The sequence below is a fragment of the Bacillus sp. GW821-FHT11D08 genome (genome assembly GCF_058808515.1).
Genome location: NZ_JBXARS010000005.1, coordinates 114,650 through 141,081, shown reverse-complemented (window position 1 = coordinate 141,081; position 26,432 = coordinate 114,650). Strand labels below are relative to the sequence as shown.

Below are 26,432 nucleotides of genomic sequence, written 5' to 3'. Positions count from 1 at the left end.
TTTCTCCTACTTTCCTTCTTCTTTTCTAGTCCAGCGGTCTTTATCACGTGTATTAAATTTATGCATGACGCGGTTATGAGCTTCCTCCAATGAAATATCAAGGGAGTTGGCGAGGCAGATCAGGACGAACAGCACATCGCCCATTTCCTCTTCCATGCTTTTCTCATTTTCCGTCGTTTTCTTCGGCTTTTCCCCATAATAATGGTTGACTTCTCTTGCAAGTTCGCCCAGTTCTTCCGTGAGACGGGCCATCATGGCAAGCGGGCTGAAATAGCCTTCTTTGAATTGGCCGATATATTCATCGACCTCAGCTTGTAAGTCTTTCATCGTTTTGTCACTCACTGTGCGAATACCTCCTGTCATCTCTTCCATGTTAGCTAATTCAAGTACATTTGACAAATGTTAAAAACGGCAGTTTGCTGTTTTCTTTTGTATCCACTATAATATTTACGCAATCTTATGGAAGGAAAAGGGGTTTGATGCAATGCTTGGAGAAATCAGAATCAAAAACATTTGCTTTATTTTAATCGGCGCCGCTGTTTTTTCATTCGGACTGGTTCACTTTAATATGCAGAACAATTTGGCGGAAGGCGGATTTACCGGCATTACGCTGCTTTTATATGCGTTATTCCACATCAGCCCTTCTATTTCCAACCTGGTATTGAACATTCCTATCTTTTTCATCGGCTGGCGTATGCTCGGCCGAACGATGTTTGTCTATACCCTGATCGGCACCGTCTCTCTTTCTGTTTTTCTGAGTGTTTTTCAGCGCTACGAAATTCATATGCCGCTGTCCCATGATTTAGCGCTGGCCGCCTTGTTCGCCGGAGTATTTATCGGCGCGGGTCTCGGTATTATTTTTAAATACGGCGGCACGACGGGCGGGGTCGATATCATCGCCAGGCTGATCAACAAGTTTTTCGGAATCCCGATGGGCCGGACGATGTTTGCCTTTGACGCCTGTGTCATTCTGCTTTCTTTGTTTACGTATCTTTCTTACAAGGAAGCGATGTACACGCTTGTAGCCGTTTTTGTCGCTGCGAGATTGATTGATTTTATTCAGGAAGGCGGCTATGCCGCAAAAGGGGCAACGATTATTTCTTCGAAAAACGATTTGATCCAGCAAAAAATCATTGAAGAGATGGAGCGCGGCGTCACCGTTTTAAAAGGACAGGGATCATATACAAAAGAAGACAGGGACGTTCTTTACTGCGTCGTTCCGAAAAACGAAATTGTGCTTTTGAAAAGCGTCATCACTTCCGTTGACCCGCACGCCTTTGTTGCAGTAAGCGACGTCCATGATGTGCTCGGCGAAGGATTTACGCTTGATGAAAATAAAAATCCGATCAGACGATAATAAAAAGGCGGCTTTTGCCGCCTTTACTGTTCGTGTTTCCATTTGACAACCGGTGATTTTTTCTTTTTCAATCGGCGGGCGAATGCCGGACTGACATTGAGCGTCTGCTCGACGAAGCGCTGCGGCGTCAGTGCCAGCCATTGGTTTAAGGAGACGTCTTCGAAACGGTTGCTTTTGAAAATTTCCAGAAAGCGAAGCACGGTGTCACCGGTATTCTGAACATAATGTCCCATTGCAAAAGGAACATATCCTACGTCACCTGCTTGATAGTTAAATGTCCGCGCTCTTCCCTCCGCCGCAAACACCGTCATTTTCGCTTCTCCTGAAAGATAGTACTGCCACTCGTCCGTATTCGGATGCCAATGCAATTCTCTCATGCCTCCGGGTTCGACTTCCACGAGAGCTGCGGCAATCGTTTTTGACACCTTAAACGTTTTTGAATCGACAATCTTTACTCTTCCCCCGCTGGTAACAAGAGGCTCCTGCCGGGAAAGCTTGTAGCTGAACGGCTCCAAAACGGTGCCTTCCGGGGAAGAAACTGCTGCCTTTTCAATAGGGGGAGGCGGTTCCAGCTGGAACATGTAACGCTCTTTTTTATGGATGTAAGCCAAATCATATCCGGGAACACCGAAGTTCGCCTCCAGCACGCTGCGCGGGGTATGGGCAAACCAGTCCGTTACTGAAAAGGTGCTGTTTTCTGAAAAAGAGCCGTCATCAAAGACGAGCAAAAACTCACTGCCCTGCTCTAATCCTTGAATGGAATGAGGAATGCCGGAAGGAAAATACCACAGATCCCCTTCACTTACGTTGTCAATAAAATTCCTCCCATTTTGATCGACCGCAGTTAAACGGACTCCTCCGTTAATCACATATCCCCATTCGGCTTCTTTATGCCAATGAAGCTCCCGCACAGCTCCCGGCTTCAGTCTCATGTTCACCGCCGCGATGTTTTTGGATACCGGCAGTTCCCTGACCGTCACCTCTCTGGACCATCCGCCGTCTTCAAGCCTCATATGCGTATCAGAAAATGAGAATTTCAAGTTTTGAACCGTTCCTGCATCCGTTGAAGGCGGAACGAGCATGTCAGGATTCTGGAAGTCACGCGCGAGGTTTCGCGGTCCTTCGTCAGTCGCCCCTTTTCTGCCTCTGATCGGCTGCGGGAGGTGTTTTGAAGCCAATTGCTGGATGAGTTTTTTCACTGACTTAGCTCCTTTACAGCAATTTGTGTTTATTTAGACTTAGGATACTCACGCTTTTTCTCTTTCTTTTTTTCCGCTCTGTATTTTCGGTAGCCGACATATGTCAGCGCAGTAATAATGATACCGCCTGTTGTCAGAATGACCCAGAGCAGCGAAGGGTCAGCGTCATCCCGCTCCACCTTGTCAAAAACCCGCTTTAAATCCTGTTGCAGGAGCGTCAGACGCTCAAGCTTTGTTCCTTTTGTCATCTGCTGAAACCCGTCCTGCTCAATCACCTCGATATGTTTCGCCACCGTATCAAGCTGGCCGGCCGACACATCCATTGTCAGGCTGGGATAAATTAAATCATATAATGATATAAATTCATTCCACTTTTCATTGAAATTTTCACTTCCGTTTCCGCTGACATCTTCTTTTAAGGCGCTGAATGTCGCCATAATCGGTCTTTCAAGCGAACCCCACAGCGGATCGGAGTGGTCTTCCATCGCATCCATTACCAACCTGAACTGGGCGGCTGCCCGGATTTTTTCGGTATCTGAGGCGTCTGCCTGTTTCAGAACGCGCACTAAATCATTGAAACCCAGAGTCACCTGCCTGACTTCGGCGCCGCTCAGTGAGTTTACGTGTGTCATTTTTTTCTTAAAGTAGCCAAGCACTTGCAGAGCCTCATCATACTGCGAACGCCGCGTCATTTGGAAAACGGTATCCGAAAGGTCGTTCAGTTCCTTGAGACCGCCCTCATCTTCAGCTTTGGCAGTTGTGATGAAACACATAAGAGCAAGTAAAAGACAGATCGTCAGCTTTCGTTTCATAGAGGTCCCTCCCACTCCTTCTCTTTACAGAATATGAGGAGCGGGACAAGGTTAGACCAAGATTCTATCAGTGTAAGTCAAGCTTTATCCGTCTTTTAGAAATCACCAAATAGTATGCAAGGCCGAGTGAAAATATGCTCAGCCAGAATGTAGCATAGCCGATCTCTTGCATATAGTCATTGAGCATTGAGTAGCGGGGCATCATGCCGAAAAGATAATCAATGACATCATTATGAAGCGTCCAAACAGCGGCAACGGCAAGATGCCATAACCGGAACCGAAAATACGGGCTGTATAAAACGCCTTGAACGGCCATGGCAAAATGTGAAGCAATCAGCATGTACCCTTCCCAAGGCATCTGCCCCATTTTGACCAGCACAAAGACATTCATTCCGACCGCCCACAGCCCGTATTTTACAAGGGTTACAAGAGCCAGCGCTTCAAACAGCGGCGCGTTTCTTCCCATGAGAAATGCCAGAAGCACGAACAGGAAGAAAAACGTCGCCGTCGGGCTGTCAGGCACAAATATCAGAAATCGGAACGGCGTGTCCGCAAGCTGAGGCACATACCAATAATAGCCGTACACCGTACCGATAAAATTAACGGCAAGAACAAGCAGAAGCATGCCGCGCAACCCTAAAAGATAAGAAATCCACCTCATACCATCAACTCTCAGTCCGTAAAAAGTATGTATCATGCAAAAAAAGCTGACATCCGGTCAGCTCTTTTCATAAAAGTATATCCTGCTATTGTCTACTTCACAATACGTTATTTCGCTGTCGTTTCAGAAATGAACTTCGCCAGCTGATCAAGCTGTTTGTCATTCCCTTTAAAAATACCGGCTGGCATCTGCCCTTTCCCTTTAACGGCGATTTTTTTAATTTCTTCCGGGCTCAGCCCGTTATCGACCAGGGACGGACCGGCGCTTCCGCCTTGAAGATTATCCCCGTGACAGGAAATACAGCCTTGTTCTTTAAATACCTTATAACCGTCTGATTCAGTATCAATGGCGGCTTCTTTTTTGATTTTCCCTTGCTCCTCCGCCTTCGCCCAGTCATGCGTCGCGACTGACTGCCACGTTAAAAAGACCGTAGCGCAAAGCGCCAAAAGCATCATGCCGACCGCAACCGGACGCTTCCACGGCCTTCTTTCAGACCCCCTGTCGAGAAACGGAGCCAAAAGCAGCGACCCGAAGGCAAGACCCGGTATAATCATCGCGCCGATAACGGTGTAGCTCCCTGCGGCATATTCATATTTTAATAGCTGGTATAAAAATAGAAAATACCAATCCGGCAGCGGAATATACCCTGTATCCGTCGGGTCCGCCACCCGTTCCAAAGGCGGCTCGTGCACAATCGTTAAAACGAGAAATCCGACGAGGAAAACGGCCCCGACCATCCATTCTTTCAGCAGGAAGTTCGGCCAAAACGCCTCTGTCTTTCCAGGATACTCTGAATAGTCTTTCGGTATATTCGGTTTTTTTTCAGCCGGTATCCTTGAATCTCCTACAAACTTCATTCCTTTCCCCCGGTGCATGTCATCCCCTCCCTTTTATATCAGATTTGTATTAAAGCGGTCCTGAAATTCCCTGCTTGCGGATCATGACAAAGTGGGCGCCCATGAGCGCAAACAAAGCGGCAGGGAGAAAAAATACGTGAATCGCAAAAAATCTCGTCAGCGTTTGGGCGCCGACAATATCGTGGTGGCCGGCAAGAAGAGTTTTCACCTGCGCTCCGATCAATGGCGTCGCCTCCGCAATCTGAAGACCTACCTTTGTCGCAAACAGCGCCTTCATATCCCATGGAAGCAGATACCCTGTAAAACCGAGACCGAGCATCACAAAAAAGATCAGAACACCGACGATCCAGTTCAATTCCCGAGGCTTTTTATAAGCTCCCTGAAAGAAAACCCGGAGCGTATGTAAAAACATCATCACAATGACTAAACTTGCACCCCAATGGTGCATACCCCTTACAATCTGCCCGAAAGCGACTTCATTCTGCAAATAATACACAGATTCCCACGCGTTTTTTATATCCGGCACATAATACATCGTTAAAAACATCCCGGACAACACTTGGATAACGGTTACAAAAAACGTCAAACCGCCGAAACAATAGACAAAAGCCGAGAAATGGTGAGCGGGATTTACATGTTCCGGCACTTCATGGTCGGCGATATCCCGCCACATCGGCGTAATATCGAGACGTTCATCCACCCAGTCATAAATTTTGTTCAGCATGTCACCCTTCCCCCCTAGGCTTTGCTTTTCCAAGATACAAAAAGCCGTCCTTTACTTTTTGCTCATAACGGTCAAGAGGCGCGAGCGGCGGCGTGCCCGGAACGTTCGTGCCGTCTTTTTCATACAGCCCGTAATGGCAGGGACAAAAGAACTTGTTCGGATTTTTAGGATCATTGTTCCAGTTTACGGTGCAGCCCAAATGCTTACAGATCGGAGAAAGCGCTATAATTTCATCCCCATGCTTGTAAACCCAGGCTGACCTGGATTCTTCCGATTCGTACCAGGCGTCGACTTGATGAATTTTAAAGTCAAACCGCTTCGGCTCCTTCGTCAGCTCATCCACACTGACAACCTGCACCATTTTTTGATCTCCTGTCGGTTTTAATACCGGGTCCAGCGCAAAACGGACCATAGGCATAAGCGCACTGGCGGCCATAAAACCCCCCACGCCGGTGAGCGCATAGTTTAAAAATTGTCTTCTTGATATATCTTGTTTTCCGCCCATCTCTTCCCCCCCCTAAAGATTGACCAAAAATTAACTAAAATAGAAAATAATTCTGAGATTTAACACCCTCATAATATATGAATCTTTCAGCAAGGTCAACAGAGGCAAAACGGGTGTTTTGCGGGATGCTTGGTGTTTTTAAGAATTGTTCCACTTCTGTAACAAAACGTTCAAAATTTCTCCGCACTTATCATCCGCTATTTTTCTCTTTAAAGAGTCTTTCATATGTTCAAACGGAACGGCAGGTATGTATATGACATCAGACCCTATTTCAGAATCCTTCCATTTTTCGTCTGCCGTCAGGAACAAGGCGTGGCGAAAGTTGGTCATCACCTCGTCTTTGAGTTTTTTAAGCAGGGCGATTTGTGATTGGTCTATATCAACATATGTATAAGAGGGGAATAAATATACCCGTCCCTTCAATTGGCGCTCAAGCTCTTCAGAAAGCAATTGGGTGCTTTCCCCCTGTTCAACGGCCTCTTTCAAGCCTCCTGAAGATGTTATGGAAATTAACGGAATGACAGCGGTATCAATGTAATCCGCAGATTGTAAATAGGCATCGGCATCAGCGGCCCTCCATCTCATGTCTCGTTCCTCCTCTTTACGCAACAAGCCTTGCATATTCTGCAAGGCTGTCATTTATGTGAGCTGATTCAATTGGCGGGAAAGCTTTTCAAATGTTTCTTTGTCGTGGCGGTCCAGCGCCTCGTCGATATCTTTAAGCAGCTTTTCCCGCTGGAAAGTGGAAATGGCATGTTCTAATATTTTTTCGGCCATCCCCTGATCCTGTTTATTTTCAAACAGGTCTTTCGGCAGATGCGGATTTGATTCAAGAACAGCGGCATATTCCGGTGAGCTGTAGGCCGAACGGAAATTCAGCTGGATAAATAAATCCTGCTGTTTATTTAACCGGATGTCGTGAAAAGATTTTTCCGCGTCCGTAGTCATGACATTTTCTTTGTAAAACCTAAACGGCACCTCATCAACGCAATGAGTAGACATGATAATGCCTCTCGGGCAAAATTCGGCTTGTTCTACAAAATGGACTTTTTCCATTAATGAATCATGACTCATTAAATAATTTAAAATCCAGACGCACTCCCGGCGTTTAAGCTGATAATGATTTAAAAACCAACGGATAAAATCCTTTTTTTCATTGACAGAAACAGGGGTCTGCATGTAATTCCCTCCTCTATCGATCGTATAATCTGACATCACTTATACATTCAGCAAGCATGGTCCAAAATCCTGCTTATCTTAAAAATTCATCCTCTATCCGTAAGATTGTTTCTTCAAGCTCTTCGTTTGTTCCATCCATTGAAAGCACTTGTTTTAAAAGCGGCAGCGCTTCTTTCTGGAGACCCTCTTCCAATAAGAAGTGAGCGTATTCATATAAGAAATCCCGATCATCCTGATAATGGAGATACGCAGCTTCGAAGCTTTTTTTCGCTTCAGCGTATTGCTCAAGGCCTGTATAAGCACCCGCCAAATACCAATTGTATTTCGGATCTTCTTCTCCGTAGCCGCGGACTTCCTGAATCAGATCAATAATCTCTTCAAAGCTTTCTTCTTTATGATAGACGGCTAAAAGCGTATGGAGCGCTTCCACGTAACCCGGATCGAGCGCCAGCGCTTCCTGAAGAAGCTTTTTGCCTTCCTCTTCGTTGCCGAGCTTTAACGCCATTTTCGCCGCATAGAGAAAAAGCTCTTTATTGTATTCATCGTAAGTAATACCTTCTTTAGCGGTTTTTAATGCATCTTCATACATGCCTTCTGCCTCGTAGCTTTTTGCAAGCGGCATATAAAGCGATGAATAGGAAGGATCAAGCCCTTTTAAATCAGACAGCTGCTTGATGGCTGTTTTGACCATTCCCGCCTGATAGGCTGTAAACCCGTACCCGAAAATCGTATTCGGTTCTGTATGTTCTGCCGCCGCTTTTTCATACCATGAAATCGCTTCCTCAAATTCACCCGCCGCGCTCAATGACTCAGCCAGCCTCTGATGAACATTTACGCCGCCGATTTCGTGCCGTTCTTTTGCCGTCTCTTCATAGTAAGGAACGGCTTTTGCGTATGATCCCTGAGTAAAGTATAATTCCCCCAGAGCGAAATCAATAACAGGTTCATCTTGTAACATCGCTTTCGCCTGTAACAGCTTTTGCTCACTTACTTCAAATAAGCCCTGCATCTGATACAGATCAGCCATTAAAAGAAGGCTTTCCGCGTAAGACGGGTCTTCCGGAGAAATTGTCTCCAGCACCTCAAGAGCTTTTTCTTCTTCATCAATATCTATTAACAATTCGGCGTAAAAATTCGTCAGCTCAGACTCATCCGGATAAAGGTCATGCAGATCACTGATCAGCGCTAACGCTTTTTCGGCGTTTCCCCATTCATAGTAGAGCTGGGCTGCAATGGCTTTGTCTTCGTCATGAAGCTGCGTTTCAGCTTTTGAAAGCGCTTCGAGTCCCTTTTCGGTTTCACCTGCTTCAACTAATTTTATGGCTTCTTGGATCAATGTATTCAAATCAGACCGGTCCTTTCTTTTCCTATACCTCATCAACCAATGAAAAGGGTTTTTATTCGGGTTATTCTTATCATAATTCAGACAGGGCCTGCCCGCAAATAAGATGCTTCACCCGGCATTATAGTTTATCAGAAAATGATTAAGAGGAAAACGGCAAAAAAGGGGACGGCATCTTTATACGCAAACAGCGCAATTTGTTCCGGCTGTCTCTGTAACGAAAACGCATTCCCCCTTTCTGTTATTTTCTGTTTAAGACAAGCTATGTCAAAGCCCAAAGTTTTATGACACATGAAGAAAAAAGCCCGAAGAATCTCTTCAGGCTTTTTTGGCTAATTGATCTAAATGCTCAAAAAATGTCGGATATGAGACATGGATTGCCTCAGTATCACGGATGTCAATCGGCTCTTCTGTCAGGCATGAAGCGATACCGAGCATCATGCCGATGCGGTGGTCGCCGTGGCTTGACACATCGGCTCCGCCCGCAAGCGTTTTTTTGCCGTGTATTTTCATGCCGTCTTCAGTCGGTTCAATGTCTGCGCCGATTTTCCGGAGCTCTGATACGACGGTGTCGATCCGGTTCGTTTCCTTCACCTTCAGCTCCGCAGCGTCTTTAATGACAGTTGCGCCTTCAGCCTGCGTTGCCAAAAGGGCGATAATCGGGATCTCGTCAATTAAACGGGGAATGATTTCTCCGCCGATTTCTGCCGCTTTCAGAGCTGAGGTTTCAATAACCAGGTCTCCGTAAGGCTCTGCGCTGTCCGCTTCTGAAGGAATCACTTCAAGTGAAGCTCCCATTTGCTTTAAGACATCAATCACTCCCGTGCGTGTCGGGTTCAGGCCGACGTTTTTCAGCACAATCCGGCTTCCGGGAACGACAGCGCCTGCCGCAAGGAAAAAGGCTGCTGAAGAAATATCGCCGGGCACGAAAATATCAGCTCCCCGGAGCTTCTGACCGCCCGTTACGGAAGCGCTCGTCTCCGTTTCCGCAAGCTCGGCACCAAAAGCGTTCAGCATCCGTTCCGTATGGTCTCTTGATTTATGAGGCTCAGTGACGGTCGTCGTCCCTTCAGCCTGCAATCCGGCAAGCAGCACGGCGGATTTGATCTGCGCGCTTGCAACAGGGGAGACGTAATCAATGCCTTTCAATTGTCCGCCTCTTACGGATAAAGGCGTAAATCCTCCGTCCGCTCTTCCGTCAATCGCGGCTCCCATCTGTTTTAAAGGCTCCGTCACCCTCTTCATCGGGCGCTTTGCAATACTTTCGTCGCCCGCTACCGTACTGTGAAATGGGCGTCCGGCTAAAATGCCGAGCATCAGGCGGATAGTCGTGCCGGAATTTCCGACATCAAGAAGGCTGTCAGGCTCACAAAGTGCGTCAATGCCCTTCCCGTATATCGTTACATCACTTCCGTTTTGTTCAATGGAGACACCCATTTTTCTGAAGCAGGCAATGGTGCTCAGACAATCGGCTCCGGGCAAAAAGTTTTTTACCGTTGTGGTTCCTTCCGCAAGCGCTCCGAACATAACAGAACGGTGGGAGATGGATTTATCCCCCGGAATATGAATTTCACCGTTTAAAGACGTCACTTTTTCTCTTTTCAATGTTTTCCACCTCAGTCAGCGTAAAATGTGTCATATTTGGCGCGGGATTGAATGCAGGTTTCCGCACGCTTCCGGTCATCATCAGTCTGGAAACTGATTCTGAGAATTCCGTTAATATCTTCTCTTGTTTCGATAATGCGGATGTTGGTGATACTGATTTTTTCTTCTGCCAATATCGCCGTAATTTCTGAAATGACCCCCGGATGATCGGGAACATCGACATAAAGGTCATAAAAGGACGGGATCGCTCCTTTTTGACGGAGCGGCAGACCGTCGCGATAATCTTTCGCTTTTTTAAAATATCCGAACAGGCTGTCCGCATCTTCATTTTCTACATAAGATTCGATCGTGTCAATCTCCCGTTTCCATTCTTTGAAGCGGTCAAGCAGTTTATCTTTGTTATGAAGAAGTATGTCCCTCCACATCGCCGGACTGCTTGAGGCGATCCTGGTGATGTCCCGAAAACCGCCGGCTGCGAAACGTGTCAAAAACGGATAATCTTCTTCAGCATGATGAGCCTGATGTACGAGGCTTGCAGCAACGATATGAGGGAAATGGCTGATGACGCTCGTTACGCCGTCATGCTCCTCGGGGGTCATCTCCACAAAGTGGGCGTTTGCCGCTTTCAAGAGTTCCTTCAGATGCGTTACTGACTCTTTAGAAGTTGATTTTCCGGGTGTTAAAATATAAAACGCATTTTCGAATAAAAATTCTTTCGCGGCAGCGGCCCCGGATTTATGAGATCCCGCCATCGGATGGCCGCCGACAAATTGATAGTGAGCCGGAAGCACTTTGTCGGCGTAGCTGACGACTTTCTGTTTCGTGCTGCCCACATCCGTAATCAGGAGTTCATGGGTGATGTCTGATGCGGCCAGCACATCGAGCATTTTCAGCGTTTGGGCGACAGGCGTGGCGATAATGACAACAGACGCTTGCTGCGCCCCTTCCGTAAATGAGCCGGCCCGCTCGTCAATAATTCCGAGCTTCAGCGCGGCAGTGAGCTGTTCTTCCGAAATATCCACACCGATAATCCGTTTATGCGGATGCTCCTTTTTGATGGCCAATGCGATCGATCCGCCGATCAGCCCGATCCCCGCAAGCAATATAGTATCCTTCATTTCACTCATTTCCTTTTTCAACTATTTTAATAGAGCAAAGAGGTGATGCCTGATCACCTCTTATAATATTTCAGCTAAAATTGTGAGAATTTCCTCATTCTGCTCTTTCGTACCGACCGTAATCCTTAACGCTGTCGGAAATCCGAGCGCCTGTCCTGAGCGGACGATATATCCTTTTTCCAACAGGGCTTGGAACAGTTCATCCGCCGGGCGGTTAAAATCAATGAGCACAAAGTTGGTTTGTGAAGGATAACAAGTTAATCCGTGAGTTTCTGCAAAATCATAATACTGCTTAAGGCCTGCTTTATTTTTCTCGACGCATTCCTGAATAAATGTCTGGTCATCAAGCGCTGCCAGTGCCGAAGCCTGACCGATTCTGCTCGTATTGAACGGCTCTCTCGCCGGTTCAATCTGACGGATCAGTGCTTCGTCCGCAATGCCGTATCCGACGCGCAGCGCGGCAAGTCCGTACGCTTTAGAGAAGGTGCGGAGGATCATAACATTCGGATATTGCTTTAAAAGCGGAATGCTTTCTGGGTAATCTTCCGCCGTAACATACTCGTAGTACGCTTCATCAAGTACAACGAGTATATGCTCGGGAACTCTGTTTAAAAAGGCAATTAGCTCTTGCTCAGAAGTATATGTCCCCGTCGGATTATTGGGGTTGCATACCCATATGATTTTCGTCTCGCCGTCAATTGCTTCCAGCATCCGGTCCAAATCATGAGCGCCGTCACTGCGGAGCGGAACCTCGCGCACCTCAGCGCCTTCAATCACCGCATTGTGTCTGTATTGCGGGAAAGTCGGGGCGGCGGTAATCGTGTTTGCCTGATCATTTAATAAAGAACGGCAGATAATCTGCACAAGCTCATCAGAGCCGTTGCCAAAAATGATCGAAGATTCACTGACCTGCAGATGCTCACTGAGCCGTGTTCTCAAAGCGGCACTGTAACCGTCGGGATACAGCGCAAGCTGCTCAATCTCCTGATGCAGCGCATCTTTAGCGGCCTGTGAACAGCCGAACGGATTTTCGTTAGAAGCGAGTTTTACTACTTTCTCAAGCCCGTATTCCATTTTCACTTCTTCTATTGGTTTGCCCGGCTGATACGGTTTCAGCTGCCGCAGCTGTTCTTTAATCTGCAAATCCAGTCACCTCATTTTACACTGTACAGTCGTCCGAACGTCTTTGCGTATTCTTCAAATTCAAGAAGCGCATCGGCTCTTGTTTCGGGATTCACAAGCTTTGTTTTAAGCTCTTCAACTTTTTTGACAAGCGCGCTGCCGACAACGACACCGTCAGATATTTCATTCATCCCGTCAACCTGTTTGCGGTTTGAAATGCCAAAACCGACCGCCACCGGAACAGGGCTGAATTCTTTCACCTTACGTATGAAAGAGTATACAGACGGATCGAATTCGCTGCGTACGCCCGTCACTCCTAAAGAGGATACACAATACACAAAGCCGCAGGCCTGTTCAGTAATTATTTTCAAACGGTCTTCACTTGTCGGCGCAACCAGTGAGATATAAGCGATGTTCTCCTTTTTGCATGTCATTTGCAAAAGGGCGCTTTCCTCTAATGGAAGGTCGGGTACAAGCAGACCGTCTATGTCGTTTTCCCGCAGTAAAGCGAAAAAGTATTCTTTTTCTAATTGTAACACAGGATTATAATACGTAAAGAGGATAATTGGAATATGAACGCCGTTTTTTTTCATTTTGCCGCCAAGTTCAATTGCTTTTACGATATTCATTCCGTTTTCCAGAGCCCGTTTTGAAGCCCGTTGTATGACGGGTCCGTCCGCAAGCGGATCTGTGTAAGGAACGCCGATTTCAAGGGCAGAAGCGCCTGCATTCTGCAATGATATTGCCAGCTCAACAGAAATGTCAGGAAGCGGATCGCCAGCCGTAATAAAAGGGATAAATAATTTTTCAGAATCTCGCAGATTAAACATGTGTCTCCACCCCGTTTTCCAAAACATTCATCAGCGTATGAACATCTTTATCTCCTCTTCCCGACAAACTGACGAGAATGATTTTGTCTTTATCCATGTCTTTTGCCATTTCAAACGCTTTTGCCAGGGCGTGGGCAGATTCAATAGCCGGAAGAATACCTTCTGTTTCAGAAAGCAGACGTAACGCGGCAATCGCTTCATCGTCTGTCACGCTTTCGTACGTTACACGGCCGCTTTTATGCAGATAGGCGTGCTCAGGGCCGATCCCCGGGTAATCAAGGCCGGCTGAAATGGAATACGGTTCGATAATCTGCCCGTATTCATCTTGTATTAAATAGGTCATTGAACCGTGAATCACCCCGAGTGTCCCTTTTGCGATCGTTGCCGCATGCAGCGGCGTATCAATTCCTTTTCCGGCCGCCTCGGCGCCGATCAGCTCAATATCTTCGTCTAAAAAGGCCTGAAATATGCCCATCGCATTGCTTCCGCCGCCGACACATGCAACAACCTTATCCGGGAGCGTTCCTTCAACCCGGCGGAGCTGTTCTTTCGCTTCCTCGCCGATGATTTTCTGAAATTCGCGAACGATATACGGATACGGATGCGGCCCCACTACAGAACCGATAAGGTAGAAATGATCTTCACAATGCTGGACCCAATACCTGATCGCCTCATTCGTCGCATCTTTCAGCGTGCCGTTTCCGCTTGTGACCGGCACCACTTCCGCGCCGAGCAGTTTCATCCGGAATACATTCAGCGACTGGCGTGCAACGTCTTCTTCACCCATAAAAACTGTACACTTAAAACCGAATTTTGCGGCGGCTGTCGCGGCAGCGACACCGTGCTGTCCCGCACCGGTTTCGGCGATGATTTTCGTTTTGCCCATCTTTTTGGCAAGCAGAATCTGGCCTAACGCGTTGTTAATTTTATGAGAGCCGGTATGGTTTAAATCTTCTCTTTTCAGATAGATTTTCGCCCCTCCCAAATACTCTGACACCCTGTCTGCGAACGTTAATGCGGTCGGTCTTCCGGAGTAATCAAACAGTAGTTTTTTATATTCGGCATGAAAAACGGGATCATTCTTTAATTCTTTGAAAGCCGTCTCGATTTCCTCAAGTGGCCGCATCAATGTTTCAGGGACAAATTTGCCGCCGAATTCGCCGTATCTTCCGATTTCATTTGGATATGGATACATAGTGGTTCATCCTTTCTTCTAAAAGCCGGATCAGTGTTTGATCCTTTTGTCCGTTTTTTTCAATTCCACTGGCAAGATCTATACCGCACGGACGCGATCTCAGTAAGCCGGTAATCGTTTCAGGATTAACGCCGCCCGCAATAAAACAGCGCTTGTTTGCATTTTGAGCCTGCTTTCGGTACAAGGGGACACGAGCCCACGAAAACGCGATTCCCGTGCCGCCTCTCATTCCTTTTACTGAAGAATCAATGACATAGCCGTCGACAGCAGGTGCAAATTGAGCCATCTGACGAAGCGTCCCTTCCCCGTGATGGAGCGCTTTCCATATCTCCGAGCGCACAAGCGGACGGAGACGGAGGGCATCCTCAGGCGATTCATCTCCGTGAAGCTGGATGGCGTCAAGTGCCAGATCAGAGGCGATTTGCGCGATGTTTTCTATCGTTTCATTTACAAATACTCCGACATGTTTCTTGTCTGTCCGGACCTGCTCTTTCCATTTCCGGACCTCATCCGGCGTTACTCTCCGTTTGCTTGCGGCAAAAACAAATCCCAGATAATCCGCTCCTGAAGCTGCCGCAAGTTCGTAATCACGCTTCGATCGTATCCCGCAGTACTTTACCTCAGGCTTTTTCATATCATCACTCCCCGAACAGTCCGCGGATCGCCTTTTGCTGCGAATCCTCTCTCATTAAGGATTCTCCGACCAATACAGCCTGCGCCCCGTGCTTGTTGACGAATTGCAGGTCAGCCAAAGAACCGATGCCGCTTTCGCTGACCAGCAGGCAGCCGTCCGGTACAAGCTGGGCTATTTTTTCCGTTTGCGAAACAGAAGTACGGAACGTTTTTAAGTCCCGGTTGTTTATGCCGAGAATGTCCGGCTGAAACACTTGTAAAATCCGTTCAAGCACAGTTTCATCATGGACTTCAACGAGCACGTCCATGCCCTTCTCGCGGGCCTCCAGATAAAGCTCATGAAGCTCTGAAGGTTCCAGCGCTTCCCCGATCAGCAAAATGGCATCGGCGCCGATCCTGAACGATTCCTCCACCTGATGGGAATCAATAATAAAATCTTTTCTCAGGACAGGAAGAGACACGGTTTGTTTAACATCTGTCAGAAATTGATTTCTCCCCTGAAAAAAACGGGTATCCGTGAGAACCGAAAGGGCGTCGGCTTTAGCCGCTTCATAATCCGCCGCAATCGTTTCCGGAACAAAATGCTCTTTAATCAATCCTTTAGACGGCGAAGCTTTTTTCACTTCGGCAATCAGCCCGATAAAACGGTTCGGGTTCAGGAGCGCTTCTTTAAAGGATCTCCGTTCAATTTGACAGGTTTCCGGCAGCACGATGGATTTGATTTCTTCTTTTTTCTGCTGAATGATTTGATCAAGCATACATTTCTTCCTCTTTCTGTTTCAGACGTTCGAGCTGCCTTTTGGCATCTCCGTTTTGAATCGCTTCTAAGGCGGTTTTCGTTCCTTCTTTCAGATCATTTGCAAGACCTGCCGTATAAATGGCCGCGCCCGCATTTAAGGCGGTAATATGCAGAGCGGATGACGGAGCTTTATTTGCAAAAATATTCTGAATGAGGAGCGCGCTTTCTTCCGATGAACTCACTTGAATATCCTTTAGTGAACCTTCTGTAAAACCGAATTGTTCAGGTGAAACGGAATATTCCAGACGTTCACCGTTTTTCAGTTCAATGATATCGGTCGGTGCTGAGATGGACAGTTCATCTAATCCGTCACGGGCCGACACAAGCATGACGTGTCTGACATCAAATTGTTCCAGAGCGCTTGCCATCAGGCGCGCTTTATCAAATGAATAGACGCCGATCACCTGCCGCTTCACCTGCAGCGGGTTGCTGAGCGGGCCCAGCAGATTAAATACGGTTCGAAAGCCAAGCTCTTTTCTTGCGGCGGCGACGTGCTTCATTGACGAATGAAACAGCGGCGCAAACAAAAACCCCATTTGTTTCATTTCAATGCTGCGTTTAACGCTTTCTGGAGTGGCTTGAATGGAAACCCCCAGTTTTTCCAGCACATCCGCGCTGCCGCTTTTAGACGAAACGGAGCGATTTCCGTGCTTGGCAACTTTAGCTCCGGCAGCAGAAGCTGTAATCGCCGCTGCCGTGGATATGTTAAACGTAGAAATCCCGTCTCCGCCTGTTCCGCACGTATCAACGACATCCGCCAAGCCACCTGATGTCTGTGCCCGCGCCCGCATCACTTTTACAAATCCGGCAAGCTCCTCCGCCGTTTCACCTCGGTGGGCTAATACCGATAAAATCCCTCCGATCTCAGACTGCGACATGTCCCCGTTCATCATCATCTCCATCAGCTTTTCGGCTTCTCCGGTTTTCAGCGTACGGCCATTAACGCACGATTGCAGAAATTTGTTCATCCGTCTTCTCCTCCCCGCCAGAAAAGATGTCTTCTGCGATTTGAATCGTTTTTAAAAGCGCCCCCGCTTTATTACAGCTTTCTTCATATTCGGCTTCCGGGACGGAATCGGCGACTATTCCCGCGCCCGCCTGCACCGACGCCGTACCGTTTTTGACACTCATGGTGCGGATGGTAATACACGAATCAATCGACCCGTCAAATCCGATATAAGCGATACATCCGCCGTAGGTTTCTCTGGAAGTCGGTTCTAATTTATTTAAAAGCTGCATCGCGCGGATTTTCGGAGCGCCCGTGAGTGTTCCTGCCGGGAATGCTGACATCAGCGCGTCAACGGGATGGACGCCCTGTTTTAAACGGCCGGTTACAACAGAGATGATGTGCATCACATGTGAAAAAGAAACGACCTTTGTGAATTCCGGAACGGCTACGGAACCGTACTCCGCAACTCTGCCGATGTCATTGCGCGCAAGATCGACGAGCATGTAATGTTCAGCTTTTTCTTTTTCGTCATTCATCAGCTCTTTTTTCAGGCGTTCATCCTCTTCTTTTCCGGCGCCCCTTCTTCTCGTTCCGGCAATCGGATGAATTTCCAGGTGCCTGTCATGCACGCGGATCAGACGTTCAGGCGAACTCCCGACAATGTCTCTGTCAGGCAGTTTGATATAGTACATATAGGGTGAAGGATTGATGATGCGGAGCACCCTGTACAGCTCAAATGAATGTCTGGATACCGGAATGTCAAACTTTTGCGAAAGCACCCCTTGAAAAATGTCTCCCGCTTTTATATATTCTTTCAGTTTATCGACGCCGGCCATAAACTCTTCTTTCGTATAATTGGATGTCACAGCGGCAAAACTTGGCGTGTCAAACGTTTCTTTAGAAAAAAACGGCTCTTTCATATCTTTCGATTCTGTCAAAATACCGATAAGCTTACGAAGCTCCGCGCAATTTTCTTTAAAAACGGCCCGCTTTTCTCCCTCCGTCTCCCGGCCGTTAAGCTCCGCATATTGAATGAAATGCACTTGTTTCGTTTCGTGGTCGTACGCGATGATTTTCCGGCAGACAAACAGCATACATTTTTCGAAATCTGTTACTTTCGCGTGGCTTGGCACGGAAGGCTCAATCAAAGGAATCATGTCATAGCTCAGATAACCGACCGCCCCTCCCGAAAATGGGATATCAAGCTCGGGTGTTTTAATGCGGAAGCTCTCATTCATCCAGTCAAGCACGGCTTTTAATTCTCCGGCTTCAAACAGCGTATGCCCGTTTGGATCAGCGGCAGTGAATGTGTTATGACTCTCTTTAATGGTGATAAAAGGATCAAGGCCGATAAAAGAGTATCTCGACCAGCTTGACGACTCATCCTTGCTTTCTAAAAGATACGTAATGTTTCTGTCCAGTTTTTCAACCATCTGAATGGGTGTGATCGTGTCGACCGTAAAAGTCTCTGCGATTGGAATGGTGCGGTGTGTCAGACTGTCCTTTAAAAATAAAGAAACATCCGATTGTAAATTCATGATTCTCCTCCTTACGGTAAGGAGAATGAGATGAAGAGTGAGAGGAGTCTTGCGTATAAGAAATAAACCCAAAAGAAAGGCTTCTTTTGGGCAGAATAAAAACGTGTTTATCTCAGCTCAGCTAAACTCATTCTCTGCTACCCTATTCTAAACTCAACTGTTCAATGTCTTACTTACCAGCTCTATACACACTCTTGTGTATTTCTAAGCTTTGTTTATCGTATTACATGTCAGTATTTTTTGTCAATGATAAATCCGGCCTTAACACAACGGCTTTTTCTAAATAGACATGCTTGATTTCATCCTGAGGCGTATCCGTCTGAACCGTCATCAGGACACGGATACACTTTTGCAGAGCGCCGGTGACATCCATTTCCTGCATGCACGTCACCGGGACGTACTGCCACCCGGAAAGGCGGCGGACCGCTTTTGCCGGAAATACGGAATGGATATCAGGCGTGGCGGATAACAGGATCTGTACAACGTCTTCCGGCTTGCATCCATTTTGTTCAATGATTTTTTCAAGCAGCTGCTGTGTTTTTTCTAATATTTCTTGTTCGGTGTCTTGTTCCACCGTTGTTGCTCCGCGAATGCCGCGTATCATCATGCTGTTTCCTCCATTCGCCATTTGTTCAGCAAATTTTCGAGCTCATCTTTTGAAAGCATGCAGTCCCGCGCTTCGCCTAATTCTTTTAACACGATGAACTGTGTCATGCCTCCGCGCGTTTTTTTATCATTCATCATCCGGGCGGAGAGAACCGGCGTTTCAATATCTTGTCTGATGCTTCCCGGGTAGCCGAGCCCAATCAGCCATTGTGTGAGTTCTTTCCTGTTCATCTTGCAACCCGCAACCTGTTCACTCACGTAAAGGGCAAACTGCATGCCGAGGGCGACCGCATCTCCATGTGTAATCCGTCCGTAGCCGTATTCCGCCTCAACAGCATGGCCGAGCGTATGGCCGAAATTCAGAAAAGCTCTTATCCCCTCTTCCTTTTCGTCCTCACGCACGACAGCCGATTTGATTGAAATTCCTTTATAAATCATTTCATTCAGCTCAGCGCTTGTCAGTCCTTGCAACGTGTCAAACGTGAGAAGTTTTTCTAAAAAAGCATGATCGGCGATAAACGCGTGTTTGATCACTTCAGCCATGCCCGATCTCAGCTCTTGTTCCGGCAGGGTTTTCAGTAGCTCCGTATCGTAAATCACCGCTTTCGGCTGATAAAACGCGCCGATTAAGTTCTTTCCGAGTTTATGGTTGACGGCCACCTTGCCGCCGACCGCGCTGTCATGGGCAAGCAGTGTCGTCGGCATTTGAATGAAATCAATTCCGCGCATAAAAGTTGCTGCGCAAAAGCCGGCCAAATCACCCGTCACGCCGCCTCCGAAGGCGATCATACATGAGGAGCGGTCCATATGGAAAGCGATCGCTTCCGTTTGAATCCGTTCATACTCTTTTAGAGATTTCGCTTCTTCTCCGCTTGGAACGATCACTTTTTTCACGGGCCATGTTTCGTTTAAAAGCCGGAACATCTCATCACCGTAAAGCCGGTCAACTTCAGCATCGATGATGAGAAGGATCTTTGTCAGCGGCCTGTTCAGTGAAGACAAAAGGGCAGCGGCCTGTTTCCTTATACCTTCACCGATATACACGGGATATGCGGAGGAAGCTGTCCGAACCTCAAGCTCTTTCATCAGAATTCCCTCGATAATTTTTTCATGTTTTCAACATTTTCTTTAATTCGGTCGATCTGGTCAAGCCCGAATTGTTCTACGACGGCATTTGCGATTTCCCAGGCCACTGCTGCTTCAGCCACTACACTTGCTGCCGGAACCGCGCAGCTGTCTGAACGTTCAATGCTCGCTGTAAACGGTTCTTTCGTTTCAATGTCGACGCTTTTCAGCGGCTTGTACAAAGTAGGGATCGGTTTCATAACGCCGCGGACGACAATCGGCATTCCCGTCGTCATACCGCCTTCTAATCCTCCGAGCCTGTTTGTGGCGCGTGTATAGCCTTTCTCTTCATCCCATACGATTTCATCATGAACTTCACTGCCGTTTTTGCCGGCCGCTTCAAAACCGATGCCGAACTCTACGCCTTTAAACGCGTTAATCGACAGAACGGCAGCAGCGAGCTTGCTGTCCAGCTTACGGTCATAGTGGACATAGCTTCCGACACCGACCGGCATACCTTCGACGATCACTTCAACGATTCCGCCGATCGAGTCGCCGTTTGCCTTCGCTTCATCAATGGCTGCCATCATTTGACGGCCTGCTTCTTCATCGTAGCATCTGACCGGTGATTCTTCCGTTACCCGTTTGAGATCCTCAATGGATGTGTAATCGGTTTTCTCTGCTTTTACGCTGCCGATTTGCAGGACATGCCCGGCGACTTTAATGCCAAGCTCCGCTAAAATCTTTTTAGCGACGGCTCCGGCAGCCACGCGAACCGTTGTCTCACGCGCGGAAGATCGTTCTAACACATTTCTCATATCACGGTGATTATACTTAATAGCACCGTTCAAATCTGCGTGCCCCGGTCTCGGTCTTGAAATCTGGCGTTTCATTTCACTTTCTTCTTCTTCTGTAATCGGTGCGGCGCCCATAATTTTTGTCCAGTGGGTCCAGTCTTTATTTTCTACAACGAGCGCGATCGGTGAACCGAGTGTCCGGGCATGCCGCACGCCGCTTGTGATCTTCGCTCTGTCCGTTTCAATCTGCATGCGGCGTCCGCGGCCGTGCCCTTTTTGACGTCTGGCAAGCTCAAAATTAATGTCTTCTTCAGTTATATAAAGCCCCGCAGGCACACCTTCTATAATTGTCGTCAGCTGCGGACCGTGTGATTCTCCGGCTGTTAAGTATCTCATTTCTTTCTTCTCCCTTCATCGCATTAACGCTTTTAAGTAAAACTATACCACAAGTTTTCATTAAATGTCTTCTATCTTTTTTGATAAAAAAATGTATCAGTGCTCTCAAGGCCGAAATTTTCCGGGCTGAAAATTTGTTCTGTACTGCCGACAAACAGAATTCCGTTCTTTTTCAGACTGCCCGCCATTTTCACATACAGCTCTTCTTTTGCTTTTTCAGTAAAATAAATAAAGACGTTGCGGCAGACGATCAGATCAAAATCCTGTTCATAGCTGTCGGCAAGCAGGTTGTGCCGCTTAAACCGGATGTTGTTCTGAATCTCTTGTTTTACTTGATAACTGTTGTCAGCCTGCTTGGTGAAATAACGGCTTTTCACGGAAGCCGGCACCTCTTGCAGCGAGCGTTCCTGGTAGATGCCCCGCTTAGCTTTGCTTAGCGCCTTTTCATCAATATCTGTCGCCAATATATCAAATCCGGCCAGTCCCGTCTGCTGATTGAGAATCATAGCCAAAGTATAGGGCTCCTCTCCCGTTGAACAGGCCGCACTCCATATTTTTAACGGTTTGTTATGCTTTATTAACGGAAGAATTGAGGTTTCAAGAACTTCCCACCGTTTATAATTTCGGTAAAATTCAGAAACATTGATCGTCATTCTGTCCAATGTTTCGTTTAATAAAAGCTTGTCCTTTTCCAAAGCGGCGGCAAATTCCTGAAAATCTCTGAACCCCTTCTTTTCATAAAGGGACGTCAGCCGCCTTTTCATCTGTGCTTCTTTGTATAAAGATAAATCAACGCCGGTTATTTGTTTCCACTTGGTGATAAAAATGTCGTAAGGCTCCATTGCTTCTCTCCCAATCTCGCTGTCTTTTGTCCTAGTATAGCCTGTTTTCTGTCGAAATTGTACGATTTCAATAAAAAAATCAGCCCGCGGGCTGATTTGTGAGAAACGAAAAGACAGGGCAGCGCAGCCTCTGTCTTTCATAAATGATGTAAACCTTTTCATAATACGAGAAAAAGAAAGGCTGACGGTTTAGTACACCCAGTCGGCCATTAATTTTTGATACGGTACAAGCTCTTCCTGTTTAAAGAAAATGTGAATTTCCCGCTCAGCGCTTTCTAAGGAGTCTGAACCGTGAATGATATTTTTGCCGACAAACATGCCGTAGTCACCGCGGATTGTGCCCGGCAGTGCATCTTTCGGGTTCGTTTTTCCGATCAGCTGTCTTGTGATCTCTACTACATTTTCCCCTTCCCATACCATTGCAAATACGGGTCCTGATGTAATGAATTCCACAAGCTCGCCGAAAAACGGCTTCCCTTTATGTTCAGCATAATGGTTTTCAGCCATCTGTTCTGAAACTTGCATTAGCTTGGCTCCTGCCAATTGTAAGCCCTTACGCTCAAATCTGGATAAAATCTCTCCGATCAGCTGGCGCTGTACGCCGTCCGGTTTTACCATGATAAAAGTTTTTTCCATAAGATTCTCCACCCCATCATTATGTATAGGCTTTCAAGTTGCACACCGAAATCGTAACATCTTTCTGACAATTAATCAATCCAGGGCGGAGAATGTTCACATCTTGTTCGTAAAAAGGAATTTAAAATTTCCGTTTGCCGATATATTTGGCGATGGCGGCCAATGATGAGCGCGCACGTCCTCTCGGCAGTGTATTCAGTTTTTCAAACGCTTTTTTTAAGTACCTGTCACTAACGGCCATTGATTTTTCAATCGCGTCTGTGCGTTTAATATTTTCAATAATGGGGGCGAGCTGCTCCTGTGTTGTTTCACTGTTAATTAATTTCAGCTGATTTTTCAATTCAGGCTGACGGAGCGCGTACAAAACGGGCAGAGTGACATTTCCTTGCAGCAGATCCCCTCCGACCGGTTTTCCCAGTTCCTCTTCCGTTGAAGTGAAATCAAGAATGTCGTCAATAATCTGATAGGACATGCCCACGTAATAACCGAACCAATATAATGCTTTGTGAATCTTCTCATCAGCTCCCGAAGCGATGGCGCCGAGCTGGCAGCTGACGGCAATGAGAAGAGCCGTTTTCCGTTTGATGCGGCGCAAATAGGTTCTGAGGTTTTGTTCCATATTGTATTTATCTCTGATCTGTTCAATTTCTCCGAGGCATACTTCTACGATGGTTTTGGACAGGATTCGGTGGGCTTTCGGCTCATCCAATCTCGTCATCATCTCAAGTGAGCCCGCAAGCATATAATCACCGGTATACATGGCGATGCGGTTGTCCCACTTGGCTTTGATGGTCGGTTTTCCCCTCCGCAGCTCAGCGTCATCAATGACGTCGTCATGCACGAGGGACGCCATATGAATCATTTCCAGCGTCACCGCAACATATTTTATTTTATTAATGTCATAGTCGCCGAACATGCCGGAAAGCAATACGAAAACAGGGCGGATCCGCTTGCCGCCCGCCTGGAGCAGGTGGAGCCCGGCTTCACTCAGCAAAGGATAGTCTGACCGCACCGTTTGCTCAAGCTCCCTTTCGATCACATCAATATCGTCATTTAAAAAAGAATAGGCCATTTTAAATTTCATATCATTCACCCAAACATCTGTATATTCATCATTTCCAACCGATATGCGTAGCGGCCACTCCGCCGGTAAACGAATGGTATTTGACATTCGTCAGGCCCGCTTCTTCAAACAGACGCGCAAGTTCTTTCATACCGGGAAATTCTCTTGCCGATTCTTGAAGCCAAGAATATTCTTTATAGCTCTTCGCAAACATTTTTCCGAAGAAAGGCATGATGTATTTAAAATAAAGAAAATATGCCTGTCTGAATCCGAACATTTCCGGCTGGGATGTTTCCAGACATACGACCTGCCCGCCCGGTTTGACGACCCGCCGCATTTCTTTCAGCACGGTCAGATAGTCGGGAACGTTCCGCAGCCCGAAGCCGATGGTGACAAAATCAAAAGAATCATCAGCGAAAGGAAGCTCCATCGCATTTCCGTGCAAAAGCTCAATTTGGCTGTAACCGCCCTCTTTCACTTTTTTCTCACCGATGCTCAGCATATTTTTGCTGAAATCCAGTCCTTTGATTTCGCCGCTTTTTCCGGCCGCTTCTGCGAGGGCAATCGTCCAGTCAGCCGTTCCGCAGCAGACATCAAGCGCTTTTGCGCCTTCTTTTACATTCATGATCTGCATCGTTTTATCGCGCCATTTTTTATGCTGCTGAAAACTGATAACAGAGTTCATTTGGTCATAATTTTTATAGATTTTTTCAAACACGCCGTGTACGCGCTGTTCTTTTGACTCCTGCATGTTGATTACCCTTCTTCCACTTTCTGATGATATGTTTTGTCCTGGCTGATCGCTTTAAGCCGGTTCAGCATGAGGTTTTGGATTGGTGAATTGAGCGGCAGCAGCGTTTCAATGCTTTGCTTTGCCTTTCGGAAGCTATCTTCCATTATGTCAGCCTTTGATTTCCCTGACTTTACAATATTGCCGATGACATCGAGAAATATAGCATTGCCGTTCATCAGCCGCTTATATACAAAAAAATCACTCGCCAGCTCTTTCCAGCGCGGAAGATTAAAGTGGTCTGACACTCTGTGAAACAGGGCCGCTTCCACAATCGCCATGCTTTCAATCAATTGATTCAAGTCATTGACAGACCGATCGTACAGACGGATTTTATGCTCATTGATTTCTTTAATTGCCGTAGCGAGCGTCCGAATCATATAGATATCCTTCATTTCAGATAAAAGCGAATAATACAGTCCGCTGAAATAGTCGCCGGCAAGCACGGTGAGCTGCCGGTTTTTATTTTCGTCTCGCTTTAACGCTCTGGCTGTTGTCACTTCATCGTGGGTATCAAGGGCGCTTTGGACAAGCATCGCAGTTACTATGTAATTTTCTCTGTCGTTGTTCTTAATGTCCGCCTCTTCAAACAAAGCGTGAAAAAGAAGAAGCTTATCCTCATCGATTTTAGGCGCGGAAATATGTTTCGCTAAATAAGGATGAGACAGCTTTTGTTTTAATTTCGTATTTAGATTCGCTAAAGTTCCGTAGATGTCTTGCAAAAATATCACCCTTGTCCCCAAATTCACATTTATTCTAATATGTATGAGATTTACTCGTCATTATTATACGCAGGTATCATTATAGCATAAAAAAAAGAAATTGGCTGTATTCTCCCGCCGTTTGCGGGCATTTGGCAAAAGCGGGAAACAGCCGGCTTATTTTTTTTCGCTCTTCATTTCTCCGTAAGCGGTCTGGATGAGGGCGTTGCCTCTCACTTTGATGGCAGAGGTATGCTCAGTAAACTGAGCGATAATCACTTCGCCTTTGTCCAGTTTTTCGGAATGGTGAAATTTCGTATCCGTTCCTCTCGTTAAACCGATGACGTTCACGCCGTCCTCGACCGCTTTAATGACGACAAAATCACTTGAATGCTTTGAATTCATATCTGCACCCTCTATCATTATTAATCCGCACGTTTAATATGTTCTAACACTTCGGAACGCGCCGCTGCGTCATCTTTAAAAATACCTCTTACAGCGGAAGTCACTGTTTTTGCGCCCGGCTTTCTTACGCCCCTCATCGTCATGCACATATGCTCAGCTTCGACGACAACCATGACGCCGTGGGGATCTAAGGTCTCTACGATGCTTTCTGCAATCGTTGAAGTGATGCGCTCCTGGAGCTGCGGGCGTTTTGAGACGGCTTCCACCGCCCGCGCCAATTTACTCAGGCCCGTCACTTTGCCGCCGCGCGGAATGTAGGCAATATGCGCTTTTCCGTAAAAAGGAACAAGGTGATGTTCACACATGGAATGAAACGCGATATCTTTTACAAGAACAAGCTCCTCATGGTCTTCTCCGAAAACGGTTTTAAAGTGTTCTTTCGGGTCTTCATTTAATCCCGAGAATACTTCCGCGTACATTTTTGCCACGCGTTTCGGCGTATCTAAAAGCCCTTCCCGGTCCGGGTCTTCTCCAATCGCCTCTAAAATCTGGCGAACCGCCTGTTCAATCTGTTCTTTATTAACTTCTTTCATTGTCTGTGTCCTCCACCATTGAATACATTTAATTTCGATTCTAGCACATTTGCCGCGCCAAAAGCAAAACGAAAGTCCTGCCCGGTGACCGAGGCTGCTTAAATATGAAAAGC

General features: G+C 46.9%; 30 protein-coding genes. 1 reads left to right on the top strand and 29 read right to left on the bottom strand.

Translation table 11 applies throughout. The annotated features are described in order from the left end of the window. Positions 1–6: 6 nt before the first annotated feature. Positions 7–342: a nucleotide pyrophosphohydrolase gene (locus AC1RRX_RS11855; protein ID WP_003153495.1), complete on the bottom strand. Its 336-nt coding sequence runs from the start codon at positions 340–342 to the stop codon at positions 7–9. A gap of 142 nt (positions 343–484) precedes the next feature. Between AC1RRX_RS11855 and AC1RRX_RS11850 the strand changes: the two genes are divergently transcribed. Further along, positions 485–1,357: a YitT family protein gene (locus tag AC1RRX_RS11850; protein ID WP_003153493.1), complete on the top strand. Its 873-nt coding sequence runs from the start codon at positions 485–487 to the stop codon at positions 1,355–1,357. A 23-nt stretch (positions 1,358–1,380) separates the two neighbouring features. On the opposite strand, the gene AC1RRX_RS11845 is transcribed toward AC1RRX_RS11850, so the two are convergent. The 28 genes from AC1RRX_RS11845 to folE all read right to left on the bottom strand — a co-directional run bounded on the left by AC1RRX_RS11845 (position 1,381) and on the right by folE (position 26,319). Next, positions 1,381–2,556, bottom strand: a complete 1,176-nt coding sequence (locus AC1RRX_RS11845) for an oxalate decarboxylase family bicupin (protein WP_144464482.1) — start codon at positions 2,554–2,556, stop codon at positions 1,381–1,383. A 29-nt stretch (positions 2,557–2,585) separates the two neighbouring features. Then, entirely contained in the window at positions 2,586–3,368 is a 783-nt protein-coding gene (ypjB, locus tag AC1RRX_RS11840) for a sporulation protein YpjB (protein ID WP_020955993.1), read from the bottom strand. A gap of 67 nt (positions 3,369–3,435) precedes the next feature. After that, positions 3,436–4,029, bottom strand: a complete 594-nt coding sequence (lhaT, locus tag AC1RRX_RS11835; RefSeq protein ID WP_021734183.1) for a lipoprotein heptaprenylglyceryl N-acetyltransferase LhaT — start codon at positions 4,027–4,029, stop codon at positions 3,436–3,438. A gap of 107 nt (positions 4,030–4,136) precedes the next feature. Beyond that, complete coding sequence (locus AC1RRX_RS11830; RefSeq protein WP_007409471.1) at positions 4,137–4,904, bottom strand: menaquinol-cytochrome c reductase cytochrome b/c subunit; 768 nt, start codon at positions 4,902–4,904, stop codon at positions 4,137–4,139. A 31-nt stretch (positions 4,905–4,935) separates the two neighbouring features. Next, positions 4,936–5,610: a menaquinol-cytochrome c reductase cytochrome b subunit gene (qcrB, locus tag AC1RRX_RS11825; RefSeq protein ID WP_003153485.1), complete on the bottom strand. Its 675-nt coding sequence runs from the start codon at positions 5,608–5,610 to the stop codon at positions 4,936–4,938. A gap of 1 nt (position 5,611) precedes the next feature. Beyond that, the gene (locus AC1RRX_RS11820; protein ID WP_003153484.1) at positions 5,612–6,115 is read right to left on the bottom strand and encodes a Rieske (2Fe-2S) protein; all 504 of its coding nucleotides are present in this window, start codon (positions 6,113–6,115) and stop codon (positions 5,612–5,614) included. Between the two features lie 138 nt (positions 6,116–6,253). Continuing rightward, the gene (locus AC1RRX_RS11815; protein ID WP_039063262.1) at positions 6,254–6,700 is read right to left on the bottom strand and encodes a YpiF family protein; all 447 of its coding nucleotides are present in this window, start codon (positions 6,698–6,700) and stop codon (positions 6,254–6,256) included. A 54-nt stretch (positions 6,701–6,754) separates the two neighbouring features. After that, positions 6,755–7,294: a ReoY family proteolytic degradation factor gene (locus AC1RRX_RS11810; RefSeq protein WP_003153482.1), complete on the bottom strand. Its 540-nt coding sequence runs from the start codon at positions 7,292–7,294 to the stop codon at positions 6,755–6,757. Between the two features lie 73 nt (positions 7,295–7,367). Beyond that, the gene (locus AC1RRX_RS11805; protein ID WP_144464484.1) at positions 7,368–8,639 is read right to left on the bottom strand and encodes a tetratricopeptide repeat protein; all 1,272 of its coding nucleotides are present in this window, start codon (positions 8,637–8,639) and stop codon (positions 7,368–7,370) included. A 315-nt stretch (positions 8,640–8,954) separates the two neighbouring features. Then, complete coding sequence (gene aroA, locus AC1RRX_RS11800; protein WP_144464486.1) at positions 8,955–10,241, bottom strand: 3-phosphoshikimate 1-carboxyvinyltransferase; 1,287 nt, start codon at positions 10,239–10,241, stop codon at positions 8,955–8,957. Positions 10,242–10,252: 11 nt separating this feature from the next. Further along, positions 10,253–11,368 (bottom strand): prephenate dehydrogenase, encoded by a 1,116-nt coding sequence (locus AC1RRX_RS11795; RefSeq protein WP_033574764.1) that lies wholly within the window; start codon positions 11,366–11,368, stop codon positions 10,253–10,255. A 51-nt stretch (positions 11,369–11,419) separates the two neighbouring features. Then, positions 11,420–12,502 (bottom strand): histidinol-phosphate transaminase, encoded by a 1,083-nt coding sequence (gene hisC / locus AC1RRX_RS11790; RefSeq protein WP_007409465.1) that lies wholly within the window; start codon positions 12,500–12,502, stop codon positions 11,420–11,422. 11 nt (positions 12,503–12,513) lie between these two features. Further along, positions 12,514–13,311, bottom strand: coding sequence for a tryptophan synthase subunit alpha (trpA, locus tag AC1RRX_RS11785; protein WP_061582116.1), 798 nt, complete (start codon positions 13,309–13,311; stop codon positions 12,514–12,516). Further along, entirely contained in the window at positions 13,304–14,506 is a 1,203-nt protein-coding gene (gene trpB, locus AC1RRX_RS11780) for a tryptophan synthase subunit beta (protein ID WP_020954213.1), read from the bottom strand. The genes trpA and trpB overlap by 8 nt, the downstream gene beginning before the upstream one ends. Further along, positions 14,487–15,140, bottom strand: a complete 654-nt coding sequence (locus tag AC1RRX_RS11775; protein ID WP_042635306.1) for a phosphoribosylanthranilate isomerase — start codon at positions 15,138–15,140, stop codon at positions 14,487–14,489. Before AC1RRX_RS11775 ends, trpB begins: the two co-directional genes overlap by 20 nt. A gap of 4 nt (positions 15,141–15,144) precedes the next feature. After that, complete coding sequence (gene trpC, locus AC1RRX_RS11770; protein ID WP_020955998.1) at positions 15,145–15,897, bottom strand: indole-3-glycerol phosphate synthase TrpC; 753 nt, start codon at positions 15,895–15,897, stop codon at positions 15,145–15,147. After that, positions 15,890–16,906 carry an anthranilate phosphoribosyltransferase gene (gene trpD, locus AC1RRX_RS11765; protein ID WP_020955999.1) on the bottom strand — a complete coding sequence of 339 codons (1,017 nt, stop codon included), beginning with the start codon at positions 16,904–16,906 and terminating at the stop codon, positions 15,890–15,892. Before trpD ends, trpC begins: the two co-directional genes overlap by 8 nt. Beyond that, complete coding sequence (gene trpE, locus AC1RRX_RS11760; protein ID WP_032866310.1) at positions 16,878–18,425, bottom strand: anthranilate synthase component I; 1,548 nt, start codon at positions 18,423–18,425, stop codon at positions 16,878–16,880. The genes trpD and trpE overlap by 29 nt, the downstream gene beginning before the upstream one ends. Positions 18,426–18,648: 223 nt before the next feature. Beyond that, complete coding sequence (gene aroH / locus AC1RRX_RS11755; protein WP_003153463.1) at positions 18,649–19,032, bottom strand: chorismate mutase; 384 nt, start codon at positions 19,030–19,032, stop codon at positions 18,649–18,651. After that, positions 19,029–20,117, bottom strand: coding sequence for a 3-dehydroquinate synthase (gene aroB, locus AC1RRX_RS11750; RefSeq protein ID WP_015417725.1), 1,089 nt, complete (start codon positions 20,115–20,117; stop codon positions 19,029–19,031). The genes aroH and aroB overlap by 4 nt, the downstream gene beginning before the upstream one ends. Continuing rightward, positions 20,117–21,289 carry a chorismate synthase gene (gene aroC / locus AC1RRX_RS11745; protein ID WP_003153459.1) on the bottom strand — a complete coding sequence of 391 codons (1,173 nt, stop codon included), beginning with the start codon at positions 21,287–21,289 and terminating at the stop codon, positions 20,117–20,119. Before aroC ends, aroB begins: the two co-directional genes overlap by 1 nt. A gap of 71 nt (positions 21,290–21,360) precedes the next feature. Beyond that, a complete protein-coding gene (locus AC1RRX_RS11740; protein WP_039063265.1) occupies positions 21,361–22,131 on the bottom strand; it encodes a protein-glutamate O-methyltransferase in 771 nt (256 codons plus the stop codon). A 189-nt stretch (positions 22,132–22,320) separates the two neighbouring features. After that, positions 22,321–22,767, bottom strand: a complete 447-nt coding sequence (ndk, locus tag AC1RRX_RS11735) for a nucleoside-diphosphate kinase (protein ID WP_007409456.1) — start codon at positions 22,765–22,767, stop codon at positions 22,321–22,323. 121 nt (positions 22,768–22,888) lie between these two features. Next, positions 22,889–23,851 (bottom strand): heptaprenyl diphosphate synthase component II, encoded by a 963-nt coding sequence (hepT, locus tag AC1RRX_RS11730; protein WP_003153454.1) that lies wholly within the window; start codon positions 23,849–23,851, stop codon positions 22,889–22,891. Between the two features lie 28 nt (positions 23,852–23,879). Next, a complete protein-coding gene (menG, locus tag AC1RRX_RS11725; RefSeq protein ID WP_003153453.1) occupies positions 23,880–24,581 on the bottom strand; it encodes a demethylmenaquinone methyltransferase in 702 nt (233 codons plus the stop codon). Between the two features lie 5 nt (positions 24,582–24,586). Beyond that, positions 24,587–25,342: a heptaprenyl diphosphate synthase component 1 gene (gene hepS / locus AC1RRX_RS11720; protein WP_007409455.1), complete on the bottom strand. Its 756-nt coding sequence runs from the start codon at positions 25,340–25,342 to the stop codon at positions 24,587–24,589. A 156-nt stretch (positions 25,343–25,498) separates the two neighbouring features. Beyond that, positions 25,499–25,726: a trp RNA-binding attenuation protein MtrB gene (gene mtrB, locus AC1RRX_RS11715; RefSeq protein WP_032866315.1), complete on the bottom strand. Its 228-nt coding sequence runs from the start codon at positions 25,724–25,726 to the stop codon at positions 25,499–25,501. 20 nt (positions 25,727–25,746) lie between these two features. Continuing rightward, on the bottom strand, positions 25,747–26,319 hold the full coding sequence (folE, locus tag AC1RRX_RS11710) for a GTP cyclohydrolase I FolE (protein WP_003153448.1): 573 nt from the start codon (positions 26,317–26,319) through the stop codon (positions 25,747–25,749). Between the last annotated feature and the right edge of the window lie 113 nt (positions 26,320–26,432).